At 40.2% G+C, this 16,937-nt stretch carries 15 protein-coding genes; all 15 read right to left on the reverse strand.

All coding sequences use genetic code 11. The features are described 5' to 3' along the window. Positions 1-12: 12 nt before the first annotated feature. Entirely contained in the window at positions 13-804 is a 792-nt protein-coding gene (locus ABDD94_RS13630; protein ID WP_345952709.1) for a WecB/TagA/CpsF family glycosyltransferase, read from the reverse strand. 128 nt (positions 805-932) lie between these two features. Next, positions 933-1,766: a phytanoyl-CoA dioxygenase family protein gene (locus ABDD94_RS13635; protein ID WP_345952710.1), complete on the reverse strand. Its 834-nt coding sequence runs from the start codon at positions 1,764-1,766 to the stop codon at positions 933-935. A gap of 52 nt (positions 1,767-1,818) precedes the next feature. Then, a complete protein-coding gene (locus tag ABDD94_RS13640) occupies positions 1,819-2,979 on the reverse strand; it encodes a glycosyltransferase (protein WP_345952711.1) in 1,161 nt (386 codons plus the stop codon). Positions 2,980-3,032: 53 nt separating this feature from the next. Next, positions 3,033-4,118: a glycosyltransferase family 4 protein gene (locus tag ABDD94_RS13645; RefSeq protein ID WP_345952712.1), complete on the reverse strand. Its 1,086-nt coding sequence runs from the start codon at positions 4,116-4,118 to the stop codon at positions 3,033-3,035. Between the two features lie 106 nt (positions 4,119-4,224). Further along, the gene (locus tag ABDD94_RS13650) at positions 4,225-5,304 is read right to left on the reverse strand and encodes an acyltransferase (protein ID WP_345952713.1); all 1,080 of its coding nucleotides are present in this window, start codon (positions 5,302-5,304) and stop codon (positions 4,225-4,227) included. Between the two features lie 24 nt (positions 5,305-5,328). Beyond that, on the reverse strand, positions 5,329-6,183 hold the full coding sequence (locus tag ABDD94_RS13655) for a glycosyltransferase family 2 protein (RefSeq protein ID WP_345952714.1): 855 nt from the start codon (positions 6,181-6,183) through the stop codon (positions 5,329-5,331). Between the two features lie 45 nt (positions 6,184-6,228). After that, the gene (locus ABDD94_RS13660; RefSeq protein WP_345951533.1) at positions 6,229-6,627 is read right to left on the reverse strand and encodes a hypothetical protein; all 399 of its coding nucleotides are present in this window, start codon (positions 6,625-6,627) and stop codon (positions 6,229-6,231) included. Positions 6,628-6,691: 64 nt separating this feature from the next. Further along, positions 6,692-7,777, reverse strand: coding sequence for a glycosyltransferase (locus tag ABDD94_RS13665; RefSeq protein WP_345952715.1), 1,086 nt, complete (start codon positions 7,775-7,777; stop codon positions 6,692-6,694). Beyond that, positions 7,774-8,940: a glycosyltransferase family 4 protein gene (locus ABDD94_RS13670; protein ID WP_345952716.1), complete on the reverse strand. Its 1,167-nt coding sequence runs from the start codon at positions 8,938-8,940 to the stop codon at positions 7,774-7,776. Before ABDD94_RS13670 ends, ABDD94_RS13665 begins: the two co-directional genes overlap by 4 nt. A gap of 83 nt (positions 8,941-9,023) precedes the next feature. Further along, positions 9,024-9,866, reverse strand: coding sequence for an alpha-1,2-fucosyltransferase (locus tag ABDD94_RS13675; RefSeq protein WP_345952717.1), 843 nt, complete (start codon positions 9,864-9,866; stop codon positions 9,024-9,026). 37 nt (positions 9,867-9,903) lie between these two features. Next, positions 9,904-11,397 (reverse strand): O-antigen ligase family protein, encoded by a 1,494-nt coding sequence (locus ABDD94_RS13680; RefSeq protein ID WP_345952718.1) that lies wholly within the window; start codon positions 11,395-11,397, stop codon positions 9,904-9,906. Between the two features lie 13 nt (positions 11,398-11,410). Next, positions 11,411-12,367, reverse strand: a complete 957-nt coding sequence (locus ABDD94_RS13685; RefSeq protein ID WP_345952719.1) for a hypothetical protein — start codon at positions 12,365-12,367, stop codon at positions 11,411-11,413. A gap of 21 nt (positions 12,368-12,388) precedes the next feature. Further along, entirely contained in the window at positions 12,389-13,693 is a 1,305-nt protein-coding gene (locus ABDD94_RS13690; protein ID WP_345952720.1) for an oligosaccharide flippase family protein, read from the reverse strand. A gap of 1 nt (position 13,694) precedes the next feature. After that, positions 13,695-14,543 carry a hypothetical protein gene (locus ABDD94_RS13695; RefSeq protein ID WP_345951526.1) on the reverse strand — a complete coding sequence of 283 codons (849 nt, stop codon included), beginning with the start codon at positions 14,541-14,543 and terminating at the stop codon, positions 13,695-13,697. A gap of 23 nt (positions 14,544-14,566) precedes the next feature. Next, positions 14,567-16,933 carry a polysaccharide biosynthesis tyrosine autokinase gene (locus ABDD94_RS13700; RefSeq protein WP_345952721.1) on the reverse strand — a complete coding sequence of 789 codons (2,367 nt, stop codon included), beginning with the start codon at positions 16,931-16,933 and terminating at the stop codon, positions 14,567-14,569. Positions 16,934-16,937 lie beyond the last annotated feature (4 nt).

The following is a 16,937-nucleotide window of genomic DNA, read 5'->3' on the forward strand; positions in this document are numbered from 1 at the left end:
TGTGTTGGCTCATTAATGTTTAGATAAAGGATGTTTAGAAACGTTAGTTCCTGAGCTGAAAACTCTTTTGTATCTGTTAGCCAGCTTTATTTTTTTGCCCAGCAAATGCATTGTGAATACCGGCCCGTAGTATAAGTACCTTCTCCACATCCTGCGAGGCTCCAAAATAAGACGGCCAAACCATTCCAAACCTAACGATATCCACATTCTGGCGGGGCGTTTAACGGTACCTGCATAAAAGTCGAACACTGCTCCTATCGAGCCTATTACCTTTGTATTAAGCAGCTGCTTGTTGGTGTGTATCCACTTCTCCTGCTTCGGTGCAGTCATACCAATAAACAAAACATCAGGAGCATGCTGATTAACCGCAGCAATCATTTTTTCGCTGTCTTGTTCATCAAACACCGCCTTATAGGGCGGAGCGTAAGTATGTACACTTATGTTAGGGTACTCCTTTTGAATGCGGTCCTCGATTTTCTTCAGCGTAGCTTCAGAAGATCCAAGGTAAAAGCATGAGCCGCATTCCTCGTTAAGTTTAGTCAGTAAATGCTGGTGTAAATCAGCACCAGCAATCTTTTGGATTTTTACATTTTCTAGAAAGAACGATGCGAAAACCATCCCTACTCCGTCGGGCAATAACATGTCCGATCCCATTAAAGCTTCTTTAAACTCATCGTCCTCTTCTGCAATGCAAAATGAATATTGATTTATCGTATTTACAATAGTCTTATCTTGAAAAGAAAGATCCATCAAGGAACCATTAAATAGCGGATAACCCATGCAAGGAGTGGAAGAATTATTCATAGCAATATTTGTTAGGTTTATAATAGGTGTTTATTGACAACGGTTAAGGGAATAAGAAGGCTTACAGTGTTCTTATAAAAAGCCAACTGCCTTAATGGTCTCTAAACCGAGACCCTGGTACAAATGGCTTATAATAACCTTGCTGCTTGAGATTTTAAAAGCGCGATAAAGTTTTTTGCCTGCAGGTATCTAAACAGGTATTTTGCTAAATGTTTAAGTAATCCTCTATGGTGTTCGGCAACTCTTTTTGTAGAAGTAAAGTTCATCACATCAAACCTTTCACTATTAATTAGTATGAGCTTTTTAATGTGTTCGTCTATATTCACAGAATTGGACTGAAAACCGCTTGGCGGTCTTTGCTGCAAATTTGTATTGCGGTATCTTAGAACGAGTGCGTGTCTTCTAAAATTAGAAATGTTGCCGGAAGCGTGCCATGTAAGGCTGTCAAGAATAATGAATTCTCCTTCAAACAAGTCAATCTCAACAAGCTTTGCATCAGCAGAAATCTCTTGGGCAGAAGCCAACACTTCACTGTCATTATAAATATCAACACCTCGGTGCCTAAGGTCCTGAGGGGTCAGCTTAAACTTGTGAGATGACGAAATAACTTTTATACATTTCTTACACTCTGCACTGCTTAAGCCTATCCATACGGTCAGCCCTTCCCAACCTGTATGTTCAACGTCAACATGCCAATCGTGTGCTTTATCCGCATGGCCTATCAACTGACTGCCAGACAGCAAGATATTATCACCAAGCAGGGGCTTCATTTTTTCTAATATCTCATCGCGAAGCGCAACGCTGGCTATTGTTTGGTTGGTTACATGCCGCTGTCTGTTTTCTGAGTATTGCAGCTCGAGTGATATATTGTCTAACGGGAATAAACGTTCGCCTTCCCCTTTTTTTAGTAGCGGATATGGGCCCGCGTACCCTTGTTCCAGGATATCATCTAAGTACGACATGACTGAATTAATTAGTGTGAGTACATTTCGGGCGGCCAATAATAATGGTGTATCAAGAGCTTTGATTTTCGCTAATTGCCTGATTATAAATATCGATCAGTTGTTCGTAGTTATTGTCGGGCGTATAATATTTCATGTACGTGTTGACGGCATTTTCGCGAAACTTATGTTTCTCGCTCTCTGCATATTTATCCCAAAGGTTTATAGTTTTCCTCAGGCTTTCGGCATTGCCAGGTTCAAAATGAAGCCCGTTTACACCATGGCTTATAAGAGAGGATGCAGCACCAATATTAGCAGCAATAACCGGGGTTGATACCGCAAAAGCTTCGATAATAGTAAGCCCAAAAGTTTCGTACCATATTGATGGGAATATTAAAGCGGTACATTCGCTCATGGCTTTTGAAATATTTTCTTTATCCTGAAAGCCAATGTATTTGATATTAGCATTCACTTTTGTTGCCGCTAACACCTGTTCTTTATAAGGACCATCGCCGATGATGTTTAATGAAAGTGACGAATTAGTAAAGGCATCCATTAATACCTGTATACCCTTTTCATCACTCAGGCGCCCTACGTATAAAAACTCATTGTTTCTGATACTATGAGCCGATTCGTTATGCTCCGTAAAGTTGGGCTTAATAACCAGTTGAGCTTGTTTAACTGATAACTGACTTTCTTCTATTAGTTTTTTAGAATAGTCGGTCAACACAATAAAACGGTTAACCAATTTCCACACGCCTAAGGTATGGTTTAGCCATATGGTAGCTGATAACCACATGGTTAACAGTGCCGAGCCTTTATAAACCCTATTAAAAACCGCATTTAACGGAAATGTTGTTTTAAGACTGCGCAGGTACAACTTACCTTTGCTAAAAAGCGTACCCGACGGGCATATTAAGCGATAGTTGTGCAGCGTGTAAACTACTGCGGCACGCTTCTTTACTGCATACAGTACCGATGTAGATCCTGTAAAATGCAAGTTGTGAATGTGAACAATATCTGGCTTAAACTCGCTGATTTTTTTCTCTGTTGCGAGGTATGATTTGATATTGAACGGCAACTGCAGCAAATTAAACAGCGGTACCGAGTTATTTGAAAAAAGCAAAAGCTCTACCTCATTGCCCTTTGAGCGCAGCAAATCGAGTTCTTTGGCAACCGTAACATCTTCGCCTCCCAGGTAATGGTAGGCACAATGAATCAATAAAATGCGCATATGTGTGTTTTGGAGTTAATCCGGATGTAATTCTCTTGCCAGCAGTTTCTGCTTCAGTTTCCTGCTATAGCAAAATTTACCGATGCCAGTATACCTTCGGCAGACAGCTGGTGGTTATAGTGCTGCACTTTCTCGGCAGCGTTTATAGAAAACTTTTTTAGTTTAGAGGGCGTTTGCAGTAAGTCGCAAATATGCTTTACCCATGTATCTGTGTCTAACGGCAATACGTATCCGTTAACATCATGAAGTATTAAATCATTAGCTACTCCTGCGTTTTCACAGGTAATTACGGGCAAACCCGATGCACAAGCCTCATTGGCAACAATACCCCACGGATCATTAAGTGTAGGGAAAAGAAATATTTTAGACTGAGCATAGTACCATGGCAGGCGTTTGGGTTGTACAAAGCCAGCGTAATCATAATCAACTCCGTATTTTATTAATAAGGATATCAGATTATTCCTAAGCGGCCCGTCGCCTAAGATTAGTACAGTGCACTTACCCATCTTCTCCTTTACCTGCCGGGCTACTTCTGCAAAAAACATAGGCATTTTTCGCTCAATTAATTGGCCCGAAAACATCAGGTCATATTTCTTCTGCTCGGTATTTGAGTTAAAATCGCCGTTTTCGATACAAAGACAGGATGTAAATACTTTTTTCTTTGGTATCTCATAGCTTTCATACAGCTTGGAACTACCGGCACTAGCTCCTATAAAAGAAGCTGAGAATTTAAAAACGATTCGGCGTACCAGTTTGTGAACTGCAGACAAGCTTTTCTCTGAATTATAGGTACCATCGGTAAACGGTATAAATTTTTTGCCCTTGATCATGCACCATAAAAAGCCATACAACATGGTCGGATTGAAGCCGGTTGATATGACCACATCCGGATTGTGCTGATTGAGGAATTTGATAACACTAACATTATTATGTATCATTTTATCGGCTGTATTGCTCAGATATACCATCTGATAATTGCCTTTATCAAATTTCCATTGCCTGTTAGGTTCTAACTCCGAGCAATAAAAAACAGTGTATTTAATTTGAGTACTTGCAGAAAGTATCTCATGCATTTTTTCCCTGTACGGTGCTGGTATATTAGTTAAATACACCACGCCCGTTTTAGATTCATTGGTCATGATTGATGGTATAATAGAAATGCCGAAAGCAGAGTACGACAGTAAGGCCCCCCTTATTTGTACAAGCGGATGTGCTAATAGCAGATTAGCCTAGGGCTATAGATCGTTAAACAGTTGCTGATGTTACCGAGGTTGCACTTGCAGGCTTATCTCCTTTTTTACTTTTAAATAAGCCGATGATAGGCGCCTCTACAAAGCGGTAAAAAGCACAACCAATAAGAACGGTTGCAAGTAAGATGGCAACTGAACCGATGTTGTTGGCAAAGTAAGTTTGTATCTTTAATACGAATAGGATCTTTATCAGTATAGAAATTACGGTTCCGTGTATTAGGTATAATGAGTATGACGCATTGCCTATGTAAACAAACAAGGGAGCAATGGATTTTTTGTAAAAAACAATCCCGCTGATTAAAATTGCTGCAGGCACGCCAAAAAGGTAAACACGACTGATGTAGGTGCTAAATGCATCGGCATCATTGTTTTTGGCCGTCCAGTATATCACCCAATTAACAGCAAACCATATAAAGCCAATCGTTGATAGTATGTAGTGGTACTTAAATTCACGATAACGGTTGTAAAAGTAAGCGATTAGGCAACCGAAGAAAAATTCAATAATAATGGGGTTAACCAACATGTTTAGTGCAACACTTGCTGGTTTTACATCTGCTGCGTACAAAGCAAGTATTACAGCAGCCCAAACAAATAACACGGCAAACAAAAACTTCTTTCCTATAGAATAAGCAACAGCAAATACAACGTAGAACAATAACTCAAAAGTGAGTGTCCAGGCTATGCCGATGATGTAAATCTTTTGCGGCACTAAAGCCAATGAGCCTAAAATGATACGCCAATCTTCTTTATAAGGCTGCACACCTTCGGGCGCTATTTGGTATGCGATGATAACAGCCAGAGTAACTACCCAGTACACAGGGTATATCCTTACAAAACGTTTTTTTAGAAACGTAAACGCGTTAAAATCTTTACCCATGCAGGTATGCAATATAATGAAGCCACTGATTACGAAAAAAACGTCTACTCCTGAATAACCTGCATCGAAGAAGTTATTTAAGAAGAGGAAATTAAGCTTGTTATCAATGATGTGCGTACCATGAAAAAATAACACAGAGACAGCGGCAAAGGCACGCATTACTTGTACGCTATCAATTGTTGCAGATATTTTTACCATGCTAAAAGTGTATAGGTGCAATGTCTATTTTTTGAAAACCTGCCACAGAACGGGCAGTAAGGTTTTCATCCACAATTTTGTAAACGCAAAAGGATAATAAAGCGGAAAATGGGTTTTTATGAACAGCAAATATTCTTTGTAAGCTAATCCCTTCGGGCTTTTTAAGTATTTAATGCGATCTGATAACCGCGATGTTTGCGATTTCCAGCTTTTGCCGTGATCATCCGTGCAGTAGCCTAAAACCGCTGGTGCCACTATTACCTCAAAGCCGGCCTTCTTAACCTTAAGTGTGTAATCATAATCGGCAATACCATGCGTATAATGATCTGACAGAATACCTACAGACTTCACAATGGCATCAGGTACAAGCATAATGTTCGCATTACCTAAATCGCATTTTTGATAGTCGTCATTATCATACACCAAAGCACTTTTAAGGTAGTACTTGGAGGTGAGCTTTTTACCACCATATGAAATTCCGCCAGTGAAAACGTCCTGGGTACTTCCAATGCATACGCAATGCGTTTGCTTTTGGGCTAAAACTTCTTTGCTGCAAGCCAACAGGTTGGCAACAGCATTATCAATTAGCGTAGTGTCATCATTCAGGAGCAGGTAATAGTCATAGTTACCTTTTCGGGCTTCATTCCATGAGTTCCTCATACCGCCTGCCCAAAACAATTGGCCAGTTCCATGCAGAATATAACTATCCGGAAATATTCCCTTTACAGCATCCACCGTATCGTCGGCCGAGGCATCATCGGTTAAATATATGTCGATGTGTACATCAGCAGGCAGTTTTTGCACTTTCAGACTTTGCAGGCAAGTAATAGTCTTGTCTTTACGGTTAAAAGTGGTGAGTAATACAGCAATCTTTGTCATTATTGGTAAGGAATGATACGCTCAGGAGATACGGTTAAAATGCTGTTATTGTAATAGCACTACCTGTATTACCTGGCTTTTTACTACTTTTTTTCTGTTACTTGATAAAAACTTGTTTTGTATTAAGCCGGTAAGATGCGAAGCGTTAAGTGTAGGATATGATACATTGCCGATCATGATCTTGTCGTTCTCAAGCACGATATAACCTTTGCGCCATGAAAGATGAGCACTGTTAGTCATAACCTGGTGAAACATACAAAGCATAGTGTCCAAAGTGGCTACACTGTCTGTGCCTGTTATTTTATCTCTAGAAATGTTCAGAGCCTTGCCGGTGTGCAGGTTTGTAGCTGTCAAATTTTGCGCCTGAGCGTTTATGACAAATAGTGTGAGCAAAGCGGCCAGCATAAATGACGGAATCAATTTTTTAGTCGAGATCGTTTTCATATTCTTTAATGTTTAAGTGATTAAAATTGGCAAGGGTGAAAGTTTAACGCAGAACGGAATTACCTCAATAGTACATTTCTATCATCTGCTCTACATTGGCTACGCCATGCTTTTGAGCTACATATTGCTGGGCGTTAGTGGTTAGATGATTATATCGCTCTTCGTCCTGGCTTATTGCCATAATTTGGCTGGCAACCAGGCTTACATCCGAGAAATCGGTAATGATGCCGGTGTGATCATTTTTTATCAGGGTGTTCAACCCCGGAGCATCATTTACAATACACAGCAGGCCGGCAGCCATTGCCTCCAGGCAGGCGTTACCAACACCTTCAAATAAGGAAGGCATGACGTAATAATTACAGCCCGACAGGAATTGAGCAACGTTATGGGTATGGCTAATAAATGTTACATGTTCGCGCAGACCGTTCTCATAAGCCCACGTTTTCTCTTTATCTTCAAGCTCACCGCAACCAATGTGCGTATAGTGGCAATCGACGCCTTTGTCAATCAACACCTTTACCAGTTCCAGCACTTTTTGATGCTGTTTCTCAAAAAGGCACTTACCTACGCTTATGATCTTTATGGGGTACACATTTCTGCCGTGACCGGCAGCCTGATTGTCTAACTGCCTGGTTTTGCTAAAACTGTCAACGTTTATCCAGTTGTGAATAAGTGTTGTATTGGTATTGTAAATAACTTTCTCTGTTTCCTTAACGCTCTCGCTTATAGAAATAAACTTCACTTTTAGGAGCTTCAAAGCAAGGAGGTGGTGAAACCGCCGCCGACGTTGCAGGTATCCGGTAAACAAAAAGTTGTTATGTACAGTGGCTACAACCTTTTTTACGCCTGCCCAATTGGTAATAAAGGCTTTGTATATAAATGCACCTTCGGTATGTATGTGTACTACATCAAAACCGCCGTTTTTAATGAGCGAATAAAGCTTTGAGAAAAAAGACAGACTCTTCTTAAACGGAATATGCACAACCGTCCAACCCAGCTTTCTGAAATAATCGGCGTAAATACCTTCCACTTGCCCGGTAGCTAAAATGGTTATTTCAAGGCCGGAAGCTTCAAACTTTTCAGAAGCAGTGTGCAACATTAACTCAGCTCCTGAAAATTGCAGTTCGGCAAGTATGTGTAACACTTTCATGCGCTTAGTACTTCTTTATAGGCTGTTAAATACTGATTGATGACCACTTCTGTAGAGAACATTTTTAAGGCTACTTCGCGGGCCGTGTTCGATACCTTGTGGTTAAATTCGGGTGATGACAGGTGTAACAGTTCGGCTGCTATCTTATGTTCATTATTGATGTCTACCAGTTTACCACCGCCATTTTCCAGCATCCAGGGTATCCCACCTGCTTCTTCGCCGGCAATTACCGGGATGCCCATGGCCATAGCTTCAATTAATACCATAGGGCAAGATTCTTCAAGCGAGGTATGCATGAAAATATGCGCTTCAGATAAGGCAGTCATTAATTCAGCAAATGGTTTTTCGCCATGGAAATGAATATTACCCTTAATGTTGTTTTCCTCACACCATTTATATGCATCCTCACCGATGCCGTGTTCGGTGCCGTATAAATTCAATTGTGCATTCGGGTGTTTTTTGCTGTATTCTACAAATGCTTTGACGCCCTTGGCCACGTTTTTCCGTTTATGAAAGCCGTTGTTAATCATCGTAACATTTATTTCGTTACCTACAGTTTTATTGGCATCATAAAGTGAAAAAACGCCGGCCGGCTCAAAATTGGGTATTACGGCGGCCTTTAGTTTTGTAAAGAAAGTTAAACCCTTTGCCGTGTATGGTGATACAGCAGTTAAATGTTTAGCCTTTCTGAGGCATATTGCAGCTACAACAAGCCTGATTAAACGATACAGATCTGTTTGCGACTTCAGCACTTCAATAGGCGAATCATGACATGTTAAAAGCGTAGGCACTCCTGAATCTAAAGCAGCCCAGCCCCATTCGTATTGCCAGTGCGCATGTACAATATCAGGCTTTGATTTCAGGATGGCATTTTTTAGATACCTTCGTTCGGCCTGAAAAAGATCTTTACAGCAATGCCGGGCCCTTTTGCGCGAACAACCTACATAAACGTGTAGTTTTTCGCCGTGCCATTCCCGCTCTTCGCCTACGTTCAGTTCAGGAGTAATGGAATAAACATGTACTTCAAATCCTTTTTCTAACAAGGCTGTAATTTGATGGTTAACGGGTGTGCCGCCCATACCTTTAATATCAATTACACTGTCTGACGCTAAATGCTTCGCTAAGAGGGGCAAAAATATGGGTCCGCAGATTCCAATTTTCATTATATCTGTATATAGTTAGTAAAAAGGTTTTCTTAATTAGATTCGCAGTATGCAGTACTGCTTTCTATTTGCTGTGGTACGTTTTATACCTGATAAGTGAAGAACTTATCCATAGAAACCGTGTCTTTGTTATTCTGCATAAAAAATATTGGCCTTCGGCCTAAGAATGCAGCCCAACCCGAAAATGTACTTGGCGGACCAATAATATAGTCGCAACTGGATAGCACACACAAATCTTCAATGTCCGAACCTTTGGCGTAAACCAGGTGCAGATCATGCGTATTGTCAAATGCTATTTTTTCGTTAGAACATATGATGAATACACAGTTGCTGATTTGCGCAGCTATCTGCACCATTTGAGCATAATAAAAACTCAAATCGAAGTAAAATTTACCACCGTGCCAGGTGGCGTAATCACCGCGGCGTACATGGATACCAACCAGGGCGGCAGGTGCAAGTTCATGGTGTATATTTTGTATAAAGCTGTGTGGGCGCGACGAGTGCTGTCCATGGAATGAAAGCACATTCTTGATCTCGTCTTGTTGATCTTCCACTCCGGCATAAAACCTGAACATCCAATCGGTTATAAAAATTGAGTAAGGAAAGCTTTTACCGGCCTCCTGCTCATCAATCACATACCGTTTATTAATCACAAGCGCTCCCAAGAACTGCAGGTTGCGATTAAAGGTGAGGTATTTAATGAACTTTATAACACAGTATGAGAACCACTTTTTACCTAAAGTTTTGCTAAAAGTAAGCCGTGTGTTTTTAATTTTTTGATCGTCCAGACACTTTTTAAGCTGTTCTGAATATGGATAAATGATTTGGTAATCGTACTTGTTGGCAAATGCAATCAGATGCGCCAATATAGCCAGCTGATTACCTAACTGACCAAAATTAGGCAAGTAATATATTTTCTTAGTCATGCTAAATAAGTACGTTAAAGAACAGCAAACGCTATCGTTATTTAATGATCAGCTCCAGATCAGGCGATTTCACTTTTCGGATAATACCATTATAAATAACCAGCAAAATCAAAATAACAACTGTGTAATTAGACTCCCGCAAAAAAATGATCTTATATTGATTGAGCAGGAAGAACAAGAACAGCGTGGTGAAACCCAACAGCAAATCAGCATCAAATGGTGCTATGTTTTTAATACGCCGTGCAATAATGCCCCGGTATATGGTGAGAATAAATATCAGGATGAAAGCTACAGCCCCGGGTATTCCCCAAAACACAGCAATGCTCAAATACAAATTATGGTAATCTCCAATTGGCGGATTCGGAACGCCAAAGTGAGCAGTGTTATAGTCATCAGGGTGAGCAAAATACCCCTCTCCTATCAATCCCTTCGACCGCTTGATTTTTTCAAAAGCATAAGCAAACAGTCCGCCTCTGCTTATTTCATTACCTGAGGCTACGTCAGATACGCTTTTTATCTTCATCTCCTGGCTACGCTCAATAAAAGATGAAATATCGAATATTTTAATTTTGAAATTAATACCAACACCCAATGCTATAATCAGCAAATAAGGCACGATTGCTTTCAATTTCATCCGTTTATACTGGCTAAGCAATATCACTAAGATTACAAACGGCAACAGAAATAATGAAGAACGGGTTACGGTTAAGATGATTGATAACACTGACATAATGGTGATACCAACAGTCATGTAATAGAATTTTTTGCTAACCTCTCTAAACGATCCGGATATAATACCCGGCAGCAGCAAAGCAACCATTGAAAGTGAGTACTCAGCATATGCTTCAAAGTTCACGAAAGTGCCCACGCATCTGAATATATCGTTCTCATACTCAATATTCTTTTCCATTGGCAAAAGCGGTGTTGACAAGCCGATTAACCCATATTTTTGGTTAAGCGATACAACAAGCTCGAACATACTGAAAAAGAACAGAATGGTAACAAATCTGATTATGTCTGATTTACGAACCGGAATTTTTGAGAGTTGATATATAAGCAATATGATGCCCGAGAAACTCATTAAACCACCTAATTTGCCTAGTATGCTCGCATGTACATTAGCCGTTAAGCTAAGCAACTGAAAGGCAAAAAGTATTAACAGCAAACCTTTAAAAGAGCGGCTAAAGGAGGATGTTCCTTTAAACACCTGATGTCCTGAAAGACCAAAAAAGCCTAAAGCAAGTAACGCAGCAATATTAAAAACGCCGCCTTTATCATTACCGAAAACATAATGGTTAGCAAAAAACAGCTGTATCAGTAAGGAGAAATTATCCTTCTTAAGCAATGTGTTCAAAAACACAAGAACTATAGCGCCGAAAGCGGCCAGATTTACAACAGGCGAATATGCTGTTAAACAAAGCGTACCTAAAAAGCAAACGCCAAACACCTTTGCACCAACATGTATAACAGATTCATGCTCTTTAGGGTTAACCGTATTGTCAAAGAACCACGCGGGTAGTTTAATTACCATATGATAACAAAATTTAGTAAGTCCTGGTTAAATGATAAAGGCTTTTCAGATGCCATTTTAAACGCAGGATAGGTGTATTGGCTTTTAAAAAATAATGTGCTATGTGATAAGAATCAAAATCGGCGTTGGCTTTAACTGGCTGGTTGGCCGATATATCTATTACGTTACCCCAAGGGATAGTTTTGCGATAAAATGAACTTTGATCTTCACTATTATCAGCATGTGCCCCCTCAATGCCTATATTGGTAATGAGGTTGCCCCAAGGTACAACCGACAAGCCCTGATGTTTAAACAAGGTATATTGCCATTGGTAGTCCCAGGTATCTTTAGCGAAAGTATCTTTCTGATACATACGCTGGAAATTATCGATCCAGAATTGGGCCTGAACCCGGCTTTTTAACTGCTGGTAGAGCATCTGCCCGTCTTTTACTGGGTTCCAGGTCTGCATTTCAAAATCATACAGGTCCCATGCACGTTTCCAGGTAGCCCAACCCCACACATGTCCAATTCGGCTAAAAAAATAACTGGAGGCGCCAGTTTCAAACTCATCGTTCCAGCGAGTACCGGCGACATGCATTACTGCAGTATTGTTAGCATATTTATTTAGCATATGGGCGCAATACTTAAAAAAGGTTATATCGGGCAGGCAATCATCCTCGAGTATAATACCGCTTTGCTCCGTCTTGAACATCCAGCTTATTGCAGAGCTCACCGCCCTGCCACAACCCATATTCGAATCACAAAACCACTTTTCTATTTTACAATCCCATGTAATGTTCTCTTCGTCAAAAATAGACCTGCACTTTTGTACAGCCTTTGCTTCCTCATCTCTTCCATCACGTGCAGCGTCAGAAAAAACGTAGAGTTTACTTGGTTGCAGTTCTTTAATCCTCTCAAACACTTGTAAAGCAGAATCCGGCCTGTTAAATGTGATTAATAGAACAGGAATATCGAACGGTTGCTCTCTCATAATTTAAATAGTAGCGTATAGTTATAATTGTGCTAAACGGTGCTCCCTGAGCTTTTTTGCGATAAAGAAGAGCAGCACAGTCACCAGTACCAGGTGTGTAAAAGCTGTGGCCATAGCAACACCTGTTTGCCTGAAATAGTAAGCGGCCAATGTGTAAGTTGTAATGCTTAAAGTTGCGCCCAGTATATTTAAGGCCAAATTAATCTTGGTCTTTTGCCATGCTAAAATAATGGCATCTAAAAGCGAGTATATAATGATTAAGCCATACGTAATGGCTAATATGTTGGAGTACCGGATTGCCTCGGTAAATCTACCGGCCGTTAAATAATGCATTAAGTACGGCGATACAAATACAAAAACAATGGTGGTAACAATGACAAGTGCCACAACCATCATACCCGTTTTTTTAAGGCCTTTTATATTGTAGGTAGAAGCATATTTATAAATATCGGGTTCAAATGCCTGAAAAAAGGATTGTAGAGCTATGAATAAGTAATTAGCAATGCCTTTACCTATGTTGTACAAACCCATTTGCACAGGCTGGTTAAGTTTTTCAACAGCAATGTTATCAAAACTCATTAGCGGCCAAAACAAAAAGGAAGCCGGTATTAAAGGCAGCACTTTGCGCATGGCTATCTTTACCGTTGCCTTATCGAGCCTTAAGCTTTGCCCTTTCAATATAGTATACAAAGAAATGATGAAGAACAATATCTCGACTACAAATACGCCCAGCATACGGCCCTTTAAACCCATATCTGCCGATATAATGAAGTATAAAGACAGTAATATGCCCAACACTCTGTAGCCGGCTACAATAAGCAGATATTTTACTGGCTGATTACCCAAACGGTAATTTACCTGGACAAAGCCTTTAAATATGCCCACTACACTGGTAGCGAGCGCTAGTAACGCAAATGGGTAAAAAGGTATTTGTGAGTGCGAATACTTTAAGTAAACATAAATACCCAGGTAAGCAATTGGAAAAAACAGGAGGTTCCAAACCAGCGTAAATATAATAAGCGTGGTTTGTATAGCTCTGCGCTGTTCTTCGGTCTCTTTAAAAAAGACCGACATATAGTACGTTTGCAATGACAGGCTGGAAAAAACCAGCAGGAACGAAGCCAGCGTTGAATAATAGCCATAGTAACCATATTCTTCGGCCGATAAATGCTTCGCAAAAATTGGCGATGTGATGAACGAAACGCCAAAGTTTATGATAGGTACCAGCAAATAAATGCCGGTTGACCTGATCTTATTGATGACATTTTGATTTAAAATTAAATTTCTTAGAAAAAGGAGCTTGGAACTAATGAATGCTTCGGGCATGTTATTCGGCATATTGTAAGATAATGCGTAGCGGTATGTTATTTATTTTGGCAGCCCTGCCCGAGAAACTACTATCATGCGATCCCCAAATCTCGCGGCACATACTTAAACAGCACAGATCTGTTAGCGCTGCTATGATCCCTGCTTTCGAGTCGCGGGTTCTTACCGATATGCCGGTTATGATATTGCCGGGAAACATAGCGGTAAGGATATTAGTAACCTCTTGCGAATCTGTAGACAGATAGAACTTTGCTTCGGGATTGATAGCAATTGTGCAGCTTATTTCATTGACAAAGGCATCCAGTGGCGATTTTTCGATAGCATTAATGTTATCTGACCTCCTGATGTGTACTCCTGTAACCGAGCTCAGATTCAATAAAATCTGCTGGCTCTCACGCTGTATACTTTGGGCAATCTGTACCTGAAAGTTACTACTATCGGTATAAAACTCGTAGCATGTATCTATATAAATGCCGCTGTGGTTATGAACCAGATTGTCAAAATAGCTGTTTAAGGCACCCTGCCCCCATCCATGTTGCCTAATTTCATTTTCGATAGCTACATCTGTTACCGAAAAGCTGGTTAACGTGTTTACCACTCCGTCAATTGCAATTGTTAGCAGCCTGCGTTTTACTTTTGCAAAAGAATTACTGCCATGCAGATTCAATTCAATCACAGTCATGTTGGGCACTGGTTCAAAACACTCCGAATATTTCGCATTCAGATTGCCGTTTCTCTCCCAAAGAACTACAAGCTTTAAAGAGGCAGCTTTTGAAAACTTGTACGCTGATTCGAGTACACGCATGCGGTTGGCTATGCCACCTACAGGCCGCACTAAGAGCAACTTCATATCAATTCTGTTTAAGGCTGAAGTTAGAATCTTCTTAAAAAGGATTTCATCGTACTGCCAGAAGCGTACTCGGTAGCATATTTACCGTAACCGTAGCTCGAGTATCCCTGATTATAAGTATAGCTGTACTTATCTTTACGTATACCATTGAATATGATATTCATTTTAGGCACCTGCTGCTGTTTGAACAGTTTTTCGGTAACGTCTAATTCCCATGACTTGGTCAAACCCTGCCTGATTACATAAAGGGTAACATCACTAACACGCGATAATACCATGGCGTCGGTAACAATATTTATGGGTGGAGTATCCAATAAAATATCATCGTAACTACTGCGCAGTTCATCCAATAACACATCTATCTGCTCTTGCTCCAGCATTTCTGAAGGATTAAAGGTCGATGTTCCGGCAGTTATGACAAACAGGTTGTCATCATAATTTGAGGGCTGGATAATTTCATCAACACTCGCAGTTCCATTAATATAGTCGCTTAAGCCCTTGTGGTTAACAGCCAGTTTAAAGTTTTTATATATCTGAGGCTTACGTAAATCGAGCTCCAGTATAATAGTTTTACGGCCCGACGCAGCCAAGGTGGCGCCCAAGTTACTGGTTACAAAGCTTTTACCTTCATTTGCAATACTTGAAGTAAGCATGGTAACCCTGCCTCTTTGCCGGGTGGCGTGCGCAAAATGAAGATTTGTTCTTAACAGCCTAAACTGTTCGCCAATTACAAAGTTATCGTCTTTGCCGCCAATAACCATAGCTTGCTTACCCTCATGAAAAACAAGCTCACCTAAAACAGGCACCGTTGTTTTACTCGCAATATCATCGCGGGTGTTTATCCGATCATTTAAACTATCGCGGCAATAAATTACACCAAGGGGTATAAAGATGCCCAGCATAAACGCAATGATATAAATGATGCGTTTGCTTGATGACACTACGTAATTGTAATCAATTAACCGGCTATCATTAATAGTGGATGCATAACTCAGCGCCGCTTCCTCACGTTTTTGCAGCAGGTATACGTATAAGTTTTCCTTGTTGGTTTGCTGGCGCTTAATGTTAATAAACTGGCGCTCTTGCCCCGGAATATTCTTTATAGACGACTCAAAGCGATTGCTGTTTGATAAAAGTTGACGCTGGCTTGCCTTTAAAGATGCCTTTATCCCTGAAATGTTGTTTAGGATTGACGACTTGGTTGAGGCAATTTGTTTATCTACGGCTTCAAAAATAGGATTACGTTCAGGTGTTGTAGCCAGCATTTTATCGCGCTGTACTTGCAAATCCATTAACTGGCGTATCAAGCCACTCAAACCCGGATCAGATATACCGATAGTGGCAGGCGCGCTGTTTACGCTCATTGATGATTTTACGTAGCGTTCAACGCCACCTATAATGTCAAGCTGTAAGGCAATTTCATTTAGTTGTGTATCGTTATTTTTTACGTTATCTAAATAGAGCTTAGCTTCTGATGATACATCAATTAAGCCTTTGTCACTCCTGAATCCTTCAAAGTCTTTCTCAACCGACGAAAGCTCACGTGTAACATCCTTTAGCCTGCCATCTATAAATAATAAAGCATTTTCGGCAGCGCGTTTCTTCTGCCTAACTGATTGATCATTGTAAGAAGACACTGTGTGGATCAGTATATCTCTTCCTCTTTGCAATACATTGTCTTGTAAAGACAATTCAATAACGGAGGCCAGCTTATTTAACCGGCTTGATTTAATTTTGTTAACATAACCGTTTATTACCTGCTCGGTGTCTCTAATACCTACAATTATATCTTTACCAATGTATTTATTAAGATTAGCCGTCTTATTCAGGTGCCATATACCAAACTTGTTTTTGATATTGTCTGTAAATTTAAACGTCTTGTTGCCTCCGATGGAGTTCTTTAACACAAACTCGTTCTGATTTTTGATATGTATAGCAAGCGACTTAGCAAACTTATCGCTGGTTTGCTTAGTTACTACTAAATGAACAGGTGTGCTGCTATAAATATCTACATCCCTGAACTTTGATGGTTTACTATAAGTTGCATAAAGATTTAAGTCTTTAATTACTCGTGCAATAAGGTTTCTGGACTGCAGTATTTCGCTCTCGTTGTCGATCACCTTCGATGATTCAAAAACGTCCATTTTTTGCATCATCTTATCAACCGAATTCTGTTCCTTATTTTCCTCAATGAGCAGCTTGGCTGTTATGGTATAAATAGGATCTGTATACTTGGTATAAAAGAAAGCACAAACCAACGCCAACGCTACACCCAGCACAAATAATGGCCAGTGATAAAAGTACTTGTTGAACGTTACCTTAAACGAGTTCGTTTTGGCGCTATCCTGCGTATACTCAAACGGAGCAATAACAATTTTTTCGTTATTCATATGG

The sequence above is a fragment of the Mucilaginibacter sp. PAMB04168 genome (assembly GCF_039634365.2).
Classification (GTDB): domain Bacteria; phylum Bacteroidota; class Bacteroidia; order Sphingobacteriales; family Sphingobacteriaceae; genus Mucilaginibacter.